The organism is Acinetobacter sp. CAU_H_29a_1 (assembly GCF_058599505.1).
Map to the genome: position 1 here is coordinate 2,964,932 of NZ_CM178655.1, position 16,797 is coordinate 2,981,728.

Sequence of the window (16,797 nt, forward strand, 5' to 3'; positions counted from 1 at the left end):
ATATTCATCTTAAATTTTATACTTATTTTACGCAAAATTTACGATAATTTTATTATATATCAATAAATTAAACCATAACATACATTACTTCAATGACTACTAATTTAAAGTGTTATGAAAAAATTATACCATCTACTTTGTAGCCTTATACCGCTCTATTCAAGTTATGCTTTTGCTACTGGAGATGAAAGCTCTCCCGCTTTAAGCTTTTCAGGTAATGTATCATTGGCCAGCGACTACCGCTGGCGCGGCCAAACGCAAACCCAGAATGATCCGGCCTTGCAGGGAAACTTTGTTTTAAGCCATGCTTCAGGATTTTATCTTGCTGCATTTGCATCGAATGTTGATTTTGATGACGAAGTAAATTTAGAACTGGATCCCCAGATCGGCTATACAGCGCCAATCGCGCTAGGTTCAATCCATCCTGCAGTTGATCTTGGCATGCTGCGCTACAATTACATCGGCAACAGCGATTTAAATTATAATGAATACTATTTCAAAATGATCTTTAATGCGTTGCTGCATCAGAACGATAGCTTTACACCAAGCATAAGCTATACCTATAACTATGGCGGCAAAGCTGCCAGTGACAGTATAGGTAAAGATATCTCAAATTGGTATTTTAATGTCTTATATGCTACACCGATTGCTCAAACTAATTTTGGCACAAATGTTAGCTTAGGTTATTCCAAAGCAAATCAGGACATTTATGGTTCTGAAGCAAAAGACCATTTTTTTGATTGGAAAATTGGTGCAACTTACCGCTATAACCCAATGGGAATAAATGCAGAATTAGCAGCGTTTGGTAGTAATTTAAAAACCAAAGACTTTACAAGTCAAAATAAAAAAGGGGTAAAAACTGAAGCAGTATTCACCCTGACTAAATCTTTTTAAAAGTTAAATGCCAATAGTATCAGCAATACTATTGGCATAATTATTTTACTTGAGTAATTTCAATATATGATCTATCTCACTTCGATTAAAACCTCTTTCTTTAAAAATAGTATGAATTATTTTTTTCATACTTTTTGACGCATACTGGTATTTCTTTACTAAAATGTCAGAATCAATTTCCTGTAAACTATACTTCAAATATAATTCTTCATTGAGCTTCTGATTTCTAGCATCATCTTCATTATTTATCGTGTTATACATTTTTAAGCAGTTAAATATCCCAATGTTGTTCGATCAAAGTAATTTGGCTGTACATATACTGATGCTCAGCACGTTTAACTGCACACCATAATTCCATAAATCTTTTGCCGAGATATTTTTGCAAAACAGTATTCCGGTGAAAAAATGTTAAAGCATCCAGCTGATTCGTACTTAAAAAGTGCGGCTGATGTTTATTTTTTATCTGAGTGGCTTGCTGTGGAATTTCCAGATTCTGTGTCAACCCATGCAGTGTGCCGATCAAAATCAGGGCTGCAGTTAAATAAGGATTGCAATCCGCACCTGCAACACGATATTCCAAGCGTTGATTTTCATTGTCCGAACATGGTATGCGAATGGCCACATTGCGGTTATTCACGCCCCAATTAGCTTCTAAGGGCACATGGTTTCCAGCTTTAAACCGGCGGAATGAGTTTACATTCGGGGCAAGCACGGCCATGGACGGCGGCAGCAAGACTATCAGCCCGCTGATCGCCTTTAATAATTGCCGTGACGGTAAAGGATTCTGCTTCATGCTGAAAATATTCTGCTGGTCTTGATTTAACAAACTCATGTGAAAGTGCATGCCGCTGCCCGCTTTATTCAGATCAGGCTTAGCCAAAAAGCTTGCATGTAACCCATGTTCTACAGCGACTTGCTTAATGGTGCGCTTTAGCATCATGATCTGATCGCATAGCTTCAAAATATCACCGCTATGCTGAATATTAATTTCGTATTGCCCGGAAGATGATTCTGAGACTAAGCCTGTAATCTGAATCCCCTGCAAAAGGGCAATCCGTTCAATTTCATCCAGAACGTCTTGATATTTATCTTGCACATTCACATCAAAACATTGATTTAAATAAATCTGATTGGAGCCAGATTTTTCATTGCTGTCAAATAAATAAAACTCCAATTCTGCGGCCATGCAAGGATAAAAGTTTTGATCATGCAGCGCTCTTAAACTTTTTTTTAAAATATTGCGCGGTTCAACTTCGCAATCTTGATGATTGTCATCTTTCATGGTTAGGAATAACTGTGCATTGGACTCTGGATTTAAAGCGCAGGGCTGCAGGCTTCCCAATATAGGTTTACATAAATAATCCGGCTCACCGATCGATTTTCCTAAACCCGATTCTTCAATCACTTCTCCATCAAGACTCATGGCATAAATAGACATTGGGAAATAACAGCCTTGTGCAATATTTTTTAGACCGACAATATCTATGCGCTTGCCGCGGACATGACCATTCAGATCGTGCAGGCAAATCTCAACATGACGGGTATTGGGATAGCGCTGCAGATAGTTTTCGATTTCTTCTGAAAATAGAATATCTTCAATATCGCAGCATTGACGCGCAGATGGCATGGATTCAGGGACCGCTTCTTCGTCAGCTATATTATGTCTAGCCATGAGTAAATTACTCATTATTTTGTCCTGTTAAATATTAACAATGATCAAAATAAAACAAGTTCTACCGAATGTAACGTAAATAAACCGTAAAAAAGCACCCAACTAATATGATTATTTTTTAAACTATTAAAACCACGAAAAAGCTAATTTAAAATAAGTTAAAACATAAAAATAACAATAGATCTTTTTCATAAATCAAAAAACGATCTTCTTTTTGGTTAATATTTGCACTCCGGATTTCTTAGCATTCGTGCATAATCTGCGGATGAAATACATCGATTCAAACAAGCTTTCTGATCCTCAGTTCAAGCGATACACAGGCATCTCATGGTCAACTTTCTATTTGATGGTTGAGCAATTGCAGAAGCATGTCTCTGCCAAAGGCAGACCGCCCAAGTTAAGCCTGGAGGATCAGGTTCTGCTCTGTCTGAGCTATTGGCGGGAATACCGAACCTTATTTCACGTTGCGACGAGTTACGGGGTTTCAGAGCCCACAGCCTCAAGAATTGTCCGTCATGTTGAAGACTGCCTGATTCGGTCCAATCTGTTTAATTTACCCAAAGATTTACCCGAGGGCAAAGGCATCGACTGGAATGTTGTGATCGTGGATGCCACGGAAATTCCAATCCAAAGGCCTAAAAAAACAGAAGAAAAGCTATAGCGGCAAGAAAAAGACCCATACCTTTAAAGTACAGGCCATGATTCACTACAAAACTCAGCAAATTCTGAGTTTATGTACCAGTCGCGGTGCAGTGCATGATTTCGAGTTGTTCAAACGCAATTTAAGCCAGATTCCTTTTGGGGCTTTTATCCTTGCAGATAAAGGCTATCAGGGGATTTATGTGTTGTATCCGAATAGCCTGTTGCCATTAAAAGCCAAAAGACACTGTAAATTGTATCCTGAATTGAAAATCTATAATCAAGAAATCAATAAAAGAAGAATCGGAATTGAGCATGTATTTGACAACCTGAAAACCTTCAAAATCCTTGCTGAGCGTTATCGAAATAGAGGTAAAAGGCTTGATTTGAGATTCAATTTAATCGCTGGAATCTACAACTTGGAACTGAGCAAAAAATGATTTATGAAAGAGGTCTAATTACTCATGTAAAATAAATGGCATATTTAATATCGCAGATTCAAATCCCAAGTGCAACACATTTGTAGTTAGTTGAAAAAGTTAGGTGTATTCATAGAATCATTAGACTTTTTCAACTCGCAATTGGAAAGCACACAATGAAGAAATACACCCAACTTTCTCAAGATGAAAGATACGAAATTTATGCTACTTTGAAAAGTAAAAGTTCAATCGCTACCCTTGCTCGGGAATTAGGACGTTCACGATCAACCATCTACCGTGAATTAAAAAGAAATACTGGGCAACGTGGATATAGAGCTCAACAGGCAGCTAAATTTGCAAGTCAAAGACGGTACCGTCCTTCATCATCAATGACAGCATTTGCCTTCGCTTATATTGATTATTTGATTGGTTTGGACTGGTCACCCGAACAAATTTCAGGTGCTTTAACACAACGCGGTTGGCTGGATGTACCTTCACATGAGTGGATTTACCAGTACATTTATCAAGATAAATCAAAAGGCGGTAAACTTCATCTACATTTAAGGCATCAGAAGAAATATCGAAAACGCGGTTACAAAAACACGGATCGTAGGGGTCAAATCATTGATAAAACAAGTATTCACTGCCGACACCAGGTCATTGATCAACGACAACGTTTAGGAGATTTCGAAGGTGACACGGTGATTGGTAAACATCATAAAGGTGCTTTATTGACTCTCGTTGATCGAAAGAGCCTGTATGTACATATTGTTCATTTAGGGCCAACAAGAGCATCCTCTCAAACGATTACTTGTGCATTAGATCGTTTACAAATGAGCCATGCTTATAGTGTGACATTTGATAATGGCAAAGAATTTTCCGAACACAAAAGAATTACTGATGCTGGCATAGAGACGTATTTTGCTGATCCTTACAAGTCTATTCAGCGAGCTAGAAATGAAAATACGAATGGTTTAATCCGTCAATATCTGCCAAAATCATCATCGTTTGATGGCGTGTCAAACGAACAAATAGAGCAGATAGAATTTGCACTCAACCATCGTCCTAGAAAAACACTAGGTTGGTATACACCGAGTGAAGTTATGGCTGGTTTTTATACTGTTGCACTTGCCGCTTGAATCCGCCTATTAATAAATCTTCAAAAATCGCAAACCCACTCCCGGTTCAGTAATAATATATTTAGGCTGCACAGCATTATCATTTAACTTCACTCTTAATTTAGCAACCAGAATCCTTAAATAATGCGTATCTTCTTGGTGCGTTGGCCCCCACAGCTCTTTCAGTATTTGCGGCTGGGTAATCAATTGGCCTTTATTTTTCGCCAATAAATTCAGCAGCTGATATTCTTTGCGTGTTAAGGAGAGCAATTGTTGATTTAAAAAAACCTGCCGTTTGGAAAAATCGATTTTTAATACGCCATCATCAAAAATTGCCGTATCAACAGTACTATGCTGATGCTGCCTAAGCAGTACACGAATGCGCGCCATCAGCTCCTGAACACTAAACGGCTTGGTCACATAATCATTTGCGCCAGCATCCAGAAGCTTCACTTTTTCTTCTTCATTTGCCCGCACAGACAGCACTATCACTGGAACGTGCGACCATGTGCGAAGCTCAGACAAAACCTCATAACCATCCAAATCTGGCAAACCCAAATCGAGGATCACTAAATCTGCGCCTTGCAAAGCTAGGAGTTCCAAACCCTTTTGGCCATTTTCAGCCAAAAGGGTTTTATAGCCTTGCGCTCTGAGTGCTATATCCAAGAATTTTCGAATCTGATTTTCATCATCAATAATCAAGACATTGGTCATGGAGCTGGCTGATTCATTCTGTTCTGGCATTTTCCCACCTAAAAGCTGCTAGATGCTTTAAGTAATTTGCTGAATAGGAAGCTGTATGCGGATACATGTTCCTTGATTGTTCTTGCCTGATGATGCCATGATTTTCCCCATATGCGCACCCACAATCGCTTTCACAATCGTCAAGCCCAAGCCTGTACCATATTGCCCGCGGTCACCGCGCTGCATGGTATAAAACATGTCAAAAATGCGTTCCCGCTCACCTTCCGGGATACCCTGCCCCTTATCAGTTATGGCAATTTCGATCTCATTTTCATTCACCTGCTGCACCTCAATCATCACAGCTTTATTCTCTGGTGAAAATTTTGCGGCATTTTCCAGCACATTAAAAATGGCCTGTTCAATCAAGGCGGCATGTACAAATAAACTCAAAGATTCTTGAGGCGCATGCACTTCAACCAATGCATCTGGCATATAACGGTTTAAACGACGCACTGCTGAACCGATCAGTTCATCAACTCCAATCCAGTCCCGCTTCAAGCTTAAGCCTTCATGGCCTAAACGGGTCATATCCAGTAGGTTTTGAATATAGCGGTCTAAACGTTCCCCCTCTAAATGAATCGCTTCCAGCAAGCTGTCCTGATCATTTTCATTCATGGAATGGCGGTAAGTGCTCAAAGTATCCGCTGCTCCAATCATCGACGCCAAAGGCGAGCGTAAATCGTGCGATACGGATGATAATAATGCCGAGCGCAATTTTTCCGTTTCAGAATTCACATTGGCTATTTCCAAAGCCTTGGTCAGCTGGGTGCGGAAAATCGCCTGCGCAAGATACTCTACCATGAGTTCAGCGAGCTGTTTTTGCTCCGTATTGATTACTGCTTGCACATCTTTAAGTTTCAACCCCACCACGCCTAAGCATTGCTTGGAAGCCAATAAGGGCAAAAACCACCACTCATTTTCCGTCAAGGTTTGGGTAAAGCGACCGGACGGTTGATGGTTTTTGAATGTCCAATCGGCTGAAATTTTTTCTTTATTACTCATGATAGTGGATGATGCTTGAGTTGCTGCAGTATCTGGGAAATACAGCCAGACATCTGCATTGAGATTTTTACTCAGGCTATGTTCAGCAATCTCCTTGATTTGTGCCAAATCTAATGCTGTGGACAGCTTCTGCCCTAAATCCTGCATAATGCTGTTATAACTGTTCGCCGTTTTGAGTGCAGTCACCTGCTCTTTCAAACGTGACGCTAATCGGCTCGAAATTAAAGCCGCGCCCAAAAATGCAATCACGGTGACAATCCCCTGATGTGCAGAAATCTGAAATGTAAATTGCGGGGAAATAAAGAAAAAATTATAAGCTAGAAAGAATAGGATGGCTGAAAAAGCTGCAGCCAGCATCCGTGTTTTTGATGCCACAAAAACCACAGCGGTGATAAAAATCACCGAAAGATCTTCAATCCCTAAATACTTTTCCCCTAAGCTTGCAATCACAATGCTGATGACCGTGGTGGCTAGTACGTACTGTATTTCTCTCAGCGACAAGAATGCCCTTTGAGTGAAAAAGGACAGATGCTTATTCTCTGCAATAATCGGCACAATACTGAGTTCAAAACTGGGCCGGTATTGCAGTAATTGATCAATCAAATTGAGCCTTAAATTCAGCGAAAACTTTTGCGGAGCCGCTTGTGCTAAAACCAAGGTTGAAATGCCGCGGTCCATCACATAATCAAATAAAGTTTTAGCATGTTGCTGGCCGTGAAGGACTTCTGTCATTCCACCCATTTGACGCGTTAAGTTTAAAGCCCGTTCAATTTCACGGCTTTGCGAGTTTTCCTGTTTATTCATGATTTGCGTATCATGAGAAAAAGCAACAACTGTCCATTTTGCCGCACGATGCTCGGCAATACGGCATCCAGTCCGAACTAAAGCTTCAGAATGCCCTTTGCCATCAATCATAATTAAGACATGATTTTTTAAGGGGATTTGAGCAAGCCCTTGAATGGCGAAATTTTCGCGTACATCATTATCAACATAATTGGCAACGGTTTGCATTGCCAGTTCACGCAGTGCCGTTAAGTTGGAGCTGTTGAAAAATCGCTGTAAGGCCTGTTCCGCCTGCTCAGGCACATAAACCTTCCCTTGGTTTAAGCGCTCCAACAGCTCATTCACAGGCAAATCAATTAAGCGGATATCTCTAATCCGTTCGAACACCCGGTCTGGCACGGTTTCAGTGACACGAATCCCAGTGATTTGATATACCACATCATTCAAACTTTCCAAATGCTGAATGTTCATGGTGGTAAAAACATCAATACCAGCATCTAATAATTCATTGATGTCTTGCCAGCGTTTTTCATGACGGCTGCCGGGCATATTAGTGTGGGCAAATTCATCCACCAAAACAATACTGGGCTTTTTATCCAAAACGGCATCTAGATTCATTTCCTCCAGATGCTGCCCTTGATATTCAATAGCCTTGCGCGGAATTATATCTAAACCAGAAATTAAATTTTCAGTTTCTCTACGGCCATGCGTTTCTACATAGCCAATGACGATATTAATACCCTGCAGCGCCAGTTCATGCGCACGAACCAGCATGGCAAAGGTCTTTCCCACGCCCGGAGCTGCGCCTAAAAAAATCGTCAGCCGCCCAGACTGATAACGCTGTGTATGTTGCAGCAAAACATCGGCTTTATTGGTTCGTGGATCAGTCATAGAAGTAATCTTTATTTATTGCTTTAAAAGATGTTTTTAAATTCATTTAAATGCGTCTAAAGTCAGCTTGGCTATTGCTGGGCAATATGGATGCCACCGTTGGGCGGAGGTATAGAACATCCCCTCGCCCAACAATCGTATATAACTTAATTCAGATTATTCAATAGCTTTCAATCACTATATTTTAATCATCAAGCCATTCATATCACTTCCCGCCCCGATCCAAAGCCAAATTCAATTCAAGCACATTGACACGTGCCTGCCCTAAAATCCCAAAAATCGGCTGAACCGTATGCGACTGAATCAGTTTTTCGATATTCTGTTCAGGCATATGCCGTGCATGGGCAATCCGCTTCACTTGAATCATGGCTGATTGCACGCTAATTTCAGGGTCGATGCCGCTGCCTGAAGCGGTGACCAGATCCGCAGGAATTTTAGATTTTTCAATCTGTTCCTTCGCTGCGATTCGATTCAGCCGTTCCTCTATGGCTTTCTGCAGTTCAGGATTGGTTCTCGCCATGTTGCTTCCGGCCATCGCCATAGGATCATAATTTGCGGCAGATGGACGCGGATGGAAATATTGAACTTGGGCAAAAGGCTGTGCCACTAAGCGTGAACCGATCACTTGATTATTTTCGACAATCAAGCTGCCGTTGGCTTGTTTTGGAAAGAGCATTTGTCCTAAGCTGGTTGCAGCAGCACTATATACAAAGCCGCATAAGCCTAGAGCAATGATGGTCATTCCAAACGAAGCGCGCAGTTTCTCACCCCATGATGAGTCTGCCAATTGATGATTTTGCATATTCACTTTGTCATCCTCAAAAAATTTATAGGGCCAAGATTGGACTGATCAGCAGATCAATCGCTTTAATGGCAATAAACGGTAGCAGCACCCCGCCCACACCATAAATCAGCATGTTGCGGCGCAATAATTGGGTAGATGTCGAAGGTTTGAATTTCACACCGCGCAGTGCAATTGGAATCAGCAGAGGAATAATGATCGCATTAAAGATCAGCGCAGACAGGATGGCACTTTCAGAACTGCCTAGTTGCATGACATTTAACACATGCATTTGCGGAATTGCCGCGACGAATAATGCCGGCAAAATTGCAAAATACTTTGATACATCATTCGCCAAGGAAAAGGTGGTTAATGCACCGCGAGTAATCAGTTGCTGTTTGCCTATTTCAACCACAGATAGCAATTTGGTTGGATCAGAATCTAAATCCACCATATTGCCTGCTTCTTTGGCTGCTTGCGTTCCCGAGTTCATGGCTAAGCCAATATCTGCTTGGGCCAACGCCGGTGCATCATTAGTACCGTCACCGACCATCGCTACCAAATGTCCTTTGTTTTGCTCGGTTCGAATGCATGTGAGTTTATCTTCTGGTTTCGCTTCAGCGATATAATCATCCACACCAGCCTCTGCTGCGATGGCCGCTGCTGTGAGCGGATTATCTCCGGTCACCATCACAGTTTTAATGCCCATTTCACGTAAGCGCGCAAATTTTTCTTTAATGCCTTGCTTAATCACGTCTGATAGTTCAATGACACCCAACAAATTCTGATCTTTAGCCACGACCAGCGGCGTTGCCCCTTTTGAAGCTATTTGTTCTACGCGCGCTTTCAGTTCGGCATGATTTTCAAGGTTTTGCGAAGCGAATTTAAGAATGGCATCCATAGCGCCTTTACGCACTTGATGACCATCCGCCAAGTTAAGGCCTGAAATGCGTGTGGACGCATTAAAAGCGATAAACTCAGCCTGTTCAGGCTCGGCCACTCTTTCACCTTGCTCTTTGGCCAAAGCAACCACCGATTTACCTTCTGGCGTTGGATCGCCCAAAGAAGTCAGTACCGCCGCTTGGCGAAGTTCAGACTCCGTCACTCCTGTTAAGGGATAAAAAGCAGTCGCCTGACGGTCACCGTAAGTAATAGTTCCGGTTTTATCGAGTAGTAAAACATCTATATCGCCTGCAACTTCAACCGCCTTGCCTGATTTGGCAATCACATTGGCTTTGAGCGCTCTGTTCATCCCTGCAATTCCAATAGCTGGCAATAAGCCGCCGATGGTGGTTGGAATCAAGCAGACCAATAGCGCCACCAATAAAATCGGGCTGATTTCAATATGCAGGAAATGTCCAATCAACGGCAGGCTGACCACGACGATGATAAAAGTCACAGTCATCACGGTCAGTAAAATACCTAAGGCAATTTCATTCGGTGTTTTTTGACGGTTTGAGCCTTCGACTAAAGCAATCATTCGGTCGAGAAAGCTATTTCCCGCCTCTGCGGTCACTTGCACGATGATCCGGTCGGTTAAGACTTTGGTTCCGCCAATCACCCCAGATTTATCTGTGCCCGCTTCACGGAGTACCGGCGCAGATTCACCTGTTACTGCAGCTTCATTGATCGTAGCAAAGCCCTGAATTATTTCACCATCTGCGGGAATCAATTCCCCTGCACGCACTTCAATCAAGTCATGCATGTTCAATTCAGCCGCTGAAATCTGCACCCCATCCATATCATCTTTAGAATGGATCCGGCGCGCCGTCAAATTCTGACGCGCTTGACGCAGGGATGACGCCTGTCCGCGGCCTTTGGCTTCAGCAACCGCTTCGGCATAATTGGCAAAGAGAACCGTCACAAATAAAATCAACGTCACCAATAAGCCAAAAACCAAACTAGATTGACCTAGAATTGTACTAACCAGTGTAATCAGCGTCCCAAGCCAAACGATGGCCATCACCGGATTTTTAATCACATGCTGCGGCAGCAGTTTAATAAAAGCATTTTTCCATGCTTCAGCTTGAAATAAGGTTGAAGCTATGGTGTTTTGCTGTGTTTGAACAGTGTGTTTTGAATGATTCATTGTACTCCCCCTTAACCTTGAACCAATAACAGATGATCAGCAATTGGCCCCAAGACCAGGGCTGGCATAAATTGCAATAAGGTCAACATCACCACAATGGCAATTAAAGTCAGTGCGAATGTTGGCGTTTCGACTTTTAAACTGCCGCTGCTTTCAGGTGCTTGGCGTTTAGCAGCTAAACGTGTAGCGATGATTAAAGGAATAATTAATGTCGGGAAACGGCCGAGCAATAAAGCAATACCGCATGTGACATTCCACCACACGGTATTGTCTGATAGCCCTTCAAAGCCTGAGCCATTGTTGGCAAATGCAGACACATATTCGTACAGCACTTGAGAAATGCCGTGGTATTGCGGATTACTGTTGCCCGTCAATTCAGGAAAAAATACAGTTATTGCGGTTAAACCAAGAATGACGATGGGTTGGATCAAAATCACAACAGCGAGCAGCTTGATTTCACCGGCTTCAATTTTGCGGCCAAACAATTCTGGGGTGCGGCCGGTCATTAAGCCTGCAATAAAGACTGCTAAAAACAGATAAATAATGAATTGCTGTAAACCACAGCCAATCCCGCCCCAAATGGCATTGATCAGCATATTGGACAATTGCACCATACCTGTGAGCGGTGCAGATGAATCATGCATCATATCCACTGAGCCGTTATTGACTTGGGTGGTGACCGCTGACCACAAAGCAGATGATGCCTCGCCAAAACGCACTTCTTTACCTTCCATGGCGGAAAGCAATGTCGAAGTCGATGAAAGGCTTTCTGACCAGATAGCGCTAGTCGCAGAAATGATCGACATCAGCAGCATTGAAGCAAAGACCAAGCCTGCGAATTTGGCGCGTTTGGTGAAAAAGCCCAGCATAAAAATCACCGAAACAGGGATCAGTAAAATCGCAAGCATTTCCAGAAAGTTTGACAATGGTGTCGGATTTTCCAAAGGTACACTGCTGTTCGGACCATACCAGCCACCACCATTACTGCCCAATTGCTTAATTGCTACCATGGGCGCAACAGGGCCTAAAGGTATTTTTTGCGTTGTTAATTCGCTGCTTTGGTCGATGACTTGAACTTCTGGGCCGCCTTGAAAAGTCGATGGTACGCCTTGGCTAGTGAGCAATAATGACCAAACCATGCATAAAGGAATCAGAAAGCGGAACGTCGGACGAATCACATCGGCCCAATAGTTGCCGACATTAATTTGTTGCACTTTATGCTTAAAGCTGGTCTGTTGATCGGTTTCAGAAAGTGCATTGGATTGTTTGTAGAACAGTGCTCGAACTGTAGCCACCACCATCGCCAGGCCCATCATCGGCGTGAAGATCTGCAAGCCGACAATGCCGACCATTTGCGATAAATAAGACAGTTGCGCCTGTCCTGAATAGTGCTGCTGGTTGGTATTGGTCAGAAACGAAATCATGGTATGCAGCGCCAAATCCCATGACATATTCGGTGCATGGTTTGGGTTCAACGGCAGGCTGGCTTGAACCATAAATAGAGTCCAAGTCACCAAACCGATCACTGCACAGCTCATGACAAAATTGAATGAATAGGTTTTGACATTCATCCCCCGTTTGGGATTGATTCCTAAAACCGCGTAAATGGGCTTTTCAATCCAATTGAATAGAGGATCAATTTTCATATCGCGGTTGTGCATAATTGCTGCGAGGTATTTACCCAAGGGATAAGCCAGAACAAAGACGATGGCTAAAAGCAAAGCAAACTCTAACATGGCATTTCACTCCTATGTTTCAGAGCTGAAATCTGCATGCAGATATTGAAATAACGTTTATTTTGATTATTTAGTACAACGCAATTTTTTTGATGCTGTACCTGCTGATGCGCGTGAATGACCGCACTCATGTTTTTCATCCTAAGCATTGGGATATTCCAAAATCCAGTATGAAAAATAAGACCGTAAAGTCTCTATTCATAACTTTGGATGCCGCGTAAAGAAAGCGTAAAAATTTAGCTCAATGCACTTATAAATGCAGAAAAATATCTTAAAAGTGATGGCTATTATTATTCTGTGACTCACTTTATTTATGGATATAATTTCAGTACTTAAAGCCTTATTTTTAGGTTTTATAGAAGGTTTAACGGAGTTTTTACCCATTTCCAGTACTGGTCATTTAATTTTATTTGGCCATTTAATTGATTTTCATTCAGGCTCAGGCTGTGTCTTTGAAGTTGTCATTCAACTGGGCACAATCTTAGCCGTTTGTTGGCTCTACCGTAAAAAAATTATTAATCTACTACATGGTTTTATATCAGGTGATTACCATGCGAGACGTTTTGCGATAAATGTCTTCATTTCATTTATTCCTGCAGTAGTGATCGGAGTTATAGCTGTTGATTTTATTAAACAAGTTTTATTCAGTCCTTCGGTTGTGGCATCTGCACTGATTATTGGTGCACTGTTAATTTTTGCTGTAGAAGCGGCTTTGTTGCATAAATATGTAAGCATCTGATTTAAATAAATTTAATTTTGGATCAAAAAATAATCAAAACTTTTAAAATCATATAGTTATGAAATCTTTGTGCAACAAAGCCCATTCAAATTAAAAAAGTTTTATGTATGGAATACCCACTTCATGAATTGCTTTCAAATTAATACTACCGAACTACTTTTTATAAAGTATCGTTCTATGACCGTTGAACTAATGACAGTAGTTTCTGACTATTATCCCCACCTCAGCAAAGCCGAAGCACTGAGAAAAGCGAATAATCAACAATTCCCTTTCTCAGTATTCAAAATAGATAAAAGTAAACGTGCTCCATTTTTGGTACACATTAAGGATCTTGCTGCTGTCTTGGATAAGCAATATTCAGAGGCATCCAAAGATTTTGCTACGTTTCATCGATGAGGCGTAGCACCTCCTCCAACTGTAATATATTTCTTCTCGCTTTCACTGATACATAACGCTGTAAACTCCCCCAAGAATCGTGCAAACTTACTTTCTGAATTTCAGGAATAGTAAAACTCTGTTCAGCTAATCGAGTACAGCCTTCATGTCTCAAGTCATGAAATCGTAAATCTTCAATCCCCAAAATTTTACAAGCTTCTCTAAACTCTTTACCCAAAATTTTGGGATTCAAAGGCAATAACAAATTTTCATTATGTCCAAGCTTTAGCATCCGTTCTCGAACTTCTGAATGTTTCAGTCTTTTGATCAGCTCCTTACAAGGATCAAGTACATCAAATGACTTATGATTACCTTTAGAACCATTAGGATTCTTTAAATCATGCACTTTCCACGTTGAATGATGTGGGTCATAATCTCGAAGATACAATCGTGTTAATTCAGCTTCACGTCTGCATGAGAAAATTGCAAACCACATAATCAAATGCATTGGGTATTTAGAGCCATAACGATTTAGCTTCCATCGTTCTGCAAAATACTTCGTCAATGCAATCAATTCATCTCTCGAAGGCAGTCGGTCTCTTTTTTGACTGGAGGATATTTGACGTGTTTTTCTTAACTGAGCAGTAGCCTTATCGAAGCTATTTAAATCAATATCCATTTCCCACATAACAGCAGCATGAGAAAGAACACCTCTGATATGTAAAAGCTCATGTTGCAGTGTACTAGTCGCAATAGGTTCAAGATCGAGGTACGGAATTCCACCCTTCCTTAAAGCCACATGCTCGGCTAAATGTACTGATTTTATTTTTGTGATAATATTGCGCGCAATTGGTAGCTTCTTAATTAAGAGCAGAGAATAGCGTTTCGTCCTTCCGTACTCGCTCCCGACTTCATCCAAATATTTATCTATGGCATCTGATAAGGTCAGATCAATCAACTTTTCTTTGCCAAGCAAAATATCAGGATTTTCTTGAATTTCGACTTCTCGTTTCTTAATCCAGTTTTCAGCTAATTTCTTTGAGTGAAATGTTTTACTTTCAGAAAAAGCAGGAAAGCCCTTTCGAGTGATTCGAATCGCAGCACGATAGTTAACTTTACCATCTGCACCTTTCCTTGCTGTAATTGAACCCATAATTTACACCAAAAGCTATTTTTTCTATTATGGTGTAAAATTTGGTGTAAATGCAAATGGATTCACCCACCTAAACACAGGTTCAAACAAATTCTCGCAGGTTGCAGAATATAGATTAAAGGTATGATTTTTAATGACTATTAACAAAAACATTGAAAACACTCAATCTCCGAGAATCAGCGTAGCACCGATGATGGATTGGACGACCAAAGATTATCGTTTCTTTGCCCGCTTATTTAACCCGAATGTCATCCTTTATACCGAAATGGTGACCACTGGCGCGATTCTGTTTGGCGGTGCAAATCGTCATCTCGACTATAACAATGAAGAACACCCGATTGTGCTACAACTCGGTGGCTCAAATCCTAAAGACTTAGCCACTTGTACCAAAATGGCACAAGACTGGGGTTATGATGAAGTCAATTTAAATGTCGGCTGTCCAAGCGACCGTGTACAAAATAATAAAATCGGGGCCTGTCTCATGGCAGAACCTGACCTTGTCGCTGAATGTATTGCTGAAATGCAAAATGCCGTGGAGATTCCAGTCACGGTAAAGCATCGTATCGGGATTGATGACATGCATTCTTATGAAGAAATGCTACATTTTGTCGATACAGTCACGAAAACGGGCTGCGATAATTTTATCGTACACGCACGTATTGCCTTGCTTCAGGGGCTTTCTCCGAAAGAAAACCGTGACATTCCCCCACTACGTTATGAAGATGTCTATCGTTTAAAGCAAGAACGTCCAAATCTATTGATTGAAATTAATGGCGGGATCAAAACCTTTGCTGAAACACAAGAACATCTCAAACATGTTGATGGTGTGATGATTGGTCGTGAGGCCTACCATAATCCCTACCTTTTGGCAGAGCTGGGACAGCTGTGGAATTTGGATCTACCTGATCGCTTTGAAATTATTGACCAAATGCTGCCGTATATTGCAAAGCGTATGGCTGAGGGTGCGCCATTGTCGATTATCACGCGCCATATTTTGGGTTTATTCCAAAACCTTCCGGGTGCTCGAAAATGGCGTCAGGCTTTAAGTGGTGGTAATGCCAAGACTTTTGCCGATGTTGAAAATGCAATTCTTAACATTAAAGACGCAATGCAACGCACCGAAGATTATTTAAAAGAACACACTCTAGCTCAGTAATTTAGAACGTTGATCTAAACGAAAAAAGCGAAGCATCTGCTTCGCTTTTTTATGTTTCACCGTTATAGCCGAGTACAAGCTTTCACTAAAGCACGCTTGTGTATATTGGTGACACATTTTATTGTTTCAGTCTTAAAATCATAATGATAGGAAATATACTTTCCTGCAATAAGCTCGCTGACAAAGGGTTCTTTTCTAAAGTAAGCCGTAGTTATACAACCATGTAAATCAGGGGTGGCATTTACTTTAATCTGTTCAACAAATTGACTTTGCTGATGAATTTGATCCTGTAATTTTAAAATACGATTCATATTTTGAAATTCTACGGATTGAGCAATCTGTTGTATATTTTTAAAATGACAAGCCTGCGTGACATCATCATGATGCTGATGCATTGACCAAACCAATAATGACTGTATATCACTCATCATTTCTTTGGCTTCATTGACCTGATTTAAAACATAAAAATGACGAACGGTTGAGTAAATAGCATATACAACACCACAACTCAAAATGATCCCTAAAGCCACTATTGTAACATCAAGTTTGGAATGCCCTGAAAGATGAGTCATGGAGCTGCTTTATCCCTTTATATTTTAAAAGTGC

15 protein-coding genes and 1 pseudogene are annotated in these 16,797 nt (G+C 41.1%); 7 read left to right on the forward strand and 9 right to left on the reverse strand.

Annotated elements, in window-relative coordinates; translation table 11 throughout:
- Positions 1 to 114: 114 nt before the first annotated feature.
- Positions 115 to 894, forward strand: a complete 780-nt coding sequence (locus tag AC4MDD_RS14930) for a TorF family putative porin (RefSeq protein ID WP_491881949.1) — start codon at positions 115 to 117, stop codon at positions 892 to 894.
- A 45-nt stretch (positions 895 to 939) separates the two neighbouring features.
- Here AC4MDD_RS14930 and AC4MDD_RS14935 read toward each other — a convergent pair whose 3' ends face one another.
- Positions 940 to 1,155 carry a hypothetical protein gene (locus AC4MDD_RS14935; RefSeq protein WP_004733097.1) on the reverse strand — a complete coding sequence of 72 codons (216 nt, stop codon included), beginning with the start codon at positions 1,153 to 1,155 and terminating at the stop codon, positions 940 to 942.
- Between the two features lie 10 nt (positions 1,156 to 1,165).
- Entirely contained in the window at positions 1,166 to 2,581 is a 1,416-nt protein-coding gene (locus AC4MDD_RS14940; RefSeq protein ID WP_004733098.1) for a glutamine synthetase family protein, read from the reverse strand.
- Positions 2,582 to 2,831: 250 nt separating this feature from the next.
- Between AC4MDD_RS14940 and AC4MDD_RS14945 the strand changes: the two genes are divergently transcribed.
- The 3 genes from AC4MDD_RS14945 to AC4MDD_RS14955 all read left to right on the forward strand — a co-directional run bounded on the left by AC4MDD_RS14945 (position 2,832) and on the right by AC4MDD_RS14955 (position 4,763).
- Complete coding sequence (locus AC4MDD_RS14945; protein WP_082190872.1) at positions 2,832 to 3,227, forward strand: transposase family protein; 396 nt, start codon at positions 2,832 to 2,834, stop codon at positions 3,225 to 3,227.
- Positions 3,175 to 3,645 (forward strand): IS5/IS1182 family transposase, encoded by a 471-nt coding sequence (locus AC4MDD_RS14950; RefSeq protein ID WP_004733100.1) that lies wholly within the window; start codon positions 3,175 to 3,177, stop codon positions 3,643 to 3,645. Before AC4MDD_RS14945 ends, AC4MDD_RS14950 begins: the two co-directional genes overlap by 53 nt.
- Positions 3,646 to 3,800: 155 nt before the next feature.
- Positions 3,801 to 4,763, forward strand: a complete 963-nt coding sequence (locus AC4MDD_RS14955; RefSeq protein WP_004691346.1) for an IS30-like element IS18 family transposase — start codon at positions 3,801 to 3,803, stop codon at positions 4,761 to 4,763.
- A gap of 9 nt (positions 4,764 to 4,772) precedes the next feature.
- Here the strand turns inward: AC4MDD_RS14955 and AC4MDD_RS14960 are convergent, their stop codons facing one another.
- The 5 genes from AC4MDD_RS14960 to kdpA all read right to left on the reverse strand — a co-directional run bounded on the left by AC4MDD_RS14960 (position 4,773) and on the right by kdpA (position 12,768).
- On the reverse strand, positions 4,773 to 5,486 hold the full coding sequence (locus AC4MDD_RS14960) for a response regulator (RefSeq protein ID WP_004281627.1): 714 nt from the start codon (positions 5,484 to 5,486) through the stop codon (positions 4,773 to 4,775).
- Positions 5,487 to 5,513: 27 nt separating this feature from the next.
- Entirely contained in the window at positions 5,514 to 8,162 is a 2,649-nt protein-coding gene (locus AC4MDD_RS14965) for an ATP-binding protein (RefSeq protein WP_004733101.1), read from the reverse strand.
- Between the two features lie 205 nt (positions 8,163 to 8,367).
- On the reverse strand, positions 8,368 to 8,970 hold the full coding sequence (kdpC, locus tag AC4MDD_RS14970; RefSeq protein WP_004682291.1) for a potassium-transporting ATPase subunit KdpC: 603 nt from the start codon (positions 8,968 to 8,970) through the stop codon (positions 8,368 to 8,370).
- A gap of 19 nt (positions 8,971 to 8,989) precedes the next feature.
- The gene (kdpB, locus tag AC4MDD_RS14975; RefSeq protein WP_491881950.1) at positions 8,990 to 11,032 is read right to left on the reverse strand and encodes a potassium-transporting ATPase subunit KdpB; all 2,043 of its coding nucleotides are present in this window, start codon (positions 11,030 to 11,032) and stop codon (positions 8,990 to 8,992) included.
- Positions 11,033 to 11,043: 11 nt separating this feature from the next.
- A complete protein-coding gene (gene kdpA / locus AC4MDD_RS14980; protein ID WP_039890241.1) occupies positions 11,044 to 12,768 on the reverse strand; it encodes a potassium-transporting ATPase subunit KdpA in 1,725 nt (574 codons plus the stop codon).
- 313 nt (positions 12,769 to 13,081) lie between these two features.
- On the opposite strand from kdpA, the pseudogene AC4MDD_RS14985 reads away from it, so the two are divergent.
- Together AC4MDD_RS14985 and AC4MDD_RS14990 are read left to right on the forward strand one after the other, a co-directional pair.
- Positions 13,082 to 13,477: pseudogene (locus tag AC4MDD_RS14985) on the forward strand (undecaprenyl-diphosphate phosphatase); the annotation flags it as partial.
- Positions 13,478 to 13,630: 153 nt separating this feature from the next.
- Complete coding sequence (locus AC4MDD_RS14990) at positions 13,631 to 13,903, forward strand: pyocin activator PrtN family protein (protein ID WP_004644614.1); 273 nt, start codon at positions 13,631 to 13,633, stop codon at positions 13,901 to 13,903.
- Here the strand turns inward: AC4MDD_RS14990 and AC4MDD_RS14995 are convergent.
- A complete protein-coding gene (locus AC4MDD_RS14995; RefSeq protein WP_005400789.1) occupies positions 13,887 to 15,035 on the reverse strand; it encodes a site-specific integrase in 1,149 nt (382 codons plus the stop codon). The genes AC4MDD_RS14990 and AC4MDD_RS14995 overlap by 17 nt on opposite strands.
- Positions 15,036 to 15,168: 133 nt before the next feature.
- Between AC4MDD_RS14995 and dusA the strand changes: the two genes are divergently transcribed.
- Positions 15,169 to 16,191: a tRNA dihydrouridine(20/20a) synthase DusA gene (gene dusA, locus AC4MDD_RS15000; protein ID WP_424904590.1), complete on the forward strand. Its 1,023-nt coding sequence runs from the start codon at positions 15,169 to 15,171 to the stop codon at positions 16,189 to 16,191.
- Between the two features lie 62 nt (positions 16,192 to 16,253).
- Here dusA and AC4MDD_RS15005 read toward each other — a convergent pair whose 3' ends face one another.
- Positions 16,254 to 16,763, reverse strand: coding sequence for a hypothetical protein (locus AC4MDD_RS15005; protein ID WP_005400791.1), 510 nt, complete (start codon positions 16,761 to 16,763; stop codon positions 16,254 to 16,256).
- Positions 16,764 to 16,797 lie beyond the last annotated feature (34 nt).

What these genes read in the sequence shown, in the direction of transcription:
- AC4MDD_RS14955 (WP_004691346.1), top strand. Translation starts at nt 3,801, where the DNA reads ATGAAGAAATACACCCAACTTTCTCAAGATGAAAGATACGAAATTTAT.
- AC4MDD_RS14950 (WP_004733100.1), top strand. Translation starts at nt 3,175, where the DNA reads ATGCCACGGAAATTCCAATCCAAAGGCCTAAAAAAACAGAAGAAAAGC.
- AC4MDD_RS14930 (WP_491881949.1), top strand. Translation starts at nt 115, where the DNA reads ATGAAAAAATTATACCATCTACTTTGTAGCCTTATACCGCTCTATTCA.
- AC4MDD_RS14935 (WP_004733097.1), bottom strand. Translation starts at nt 1,155, where the DNA reads ATGTATAACACGATAAATAATGAAGATGATGCTAGAAATCAGAAGCTC.
- kdpB (WP_491881950.1), bottom strand. Translation starts at nt 11,032, where the DNA reads ATGAATCATTCAAAACACACTGTTCAAACACAGCAAAACACCATAGCT.
- AC4MDD_RS14945 (WP_082190872.1), top strand. Translation starts at nt 2,832, where the DNA reads ATGAAATACATCGATTCAAACAAGCTTTCTGATCCTCAGTTCAAGCGA.
- AC4MDD_RS14960 (WP_004281627.1), bottom strand. Translation starts at nt 5,486, where the DNA reads ATGCCAGAACAGAATGAATCAGCCAGCTCCATGACCAATGTCTTGATT.
- AC4MDD_RS14995 (WP_005400789.1), bottom strand. Translation starts at nt 15,035, where the DNA reads ATGGGTTCAATTACAGCAAGGAAAGGTGCAGATGGTAAAGTTAACTAT.
- AC4MDD_RS14990 (WP_004644614.1), top strand. Translation starts at nt 13,631, where the DNA reads ATGAATTGCTTTCAAATTAATACTACCGAACTACTTTTTATAAAGTAT.
- dusA (WP_424904590.1), top strand. Translation starts at nt 15,169, where the DNA reads ATGACTATTAACAAAAACATTGAAAACACTCAATCTCCGAGAATCAGC.
- kdpA (WP_039890241.1), bottom strand. Translation starts at nt 12,768, where the DNA reads ATGTTAGAGTTTGCTTTGCTTTTAGCCATCGTCTTTGTTCTGGCTTAT.
- AC4MDD_RS15005 (WP_005400791.1), bottom strand. Translation starts at nt 16,763, where the DNA reads ATGACTCATCTTTCAGGGCATTCCAAACTTGATGTTACAATAGTGGCT.
- AC4MDD_RS14940 (WP_004733098.1), bottom strand. Translation starts at nt 2,581, where the DNA reads ATGAGTAATTTACTCATGGCTAGACATAATATAGCTGACGAAGAAGCG.
- AC4MDD_RS14965 (WP_004733101.1), bottom strand. Translation starts at nt 8,162, where the DNA reads ATGACTGATCCACGAACCAATAAAGCCGATGTTTTGCTGCAACATACA.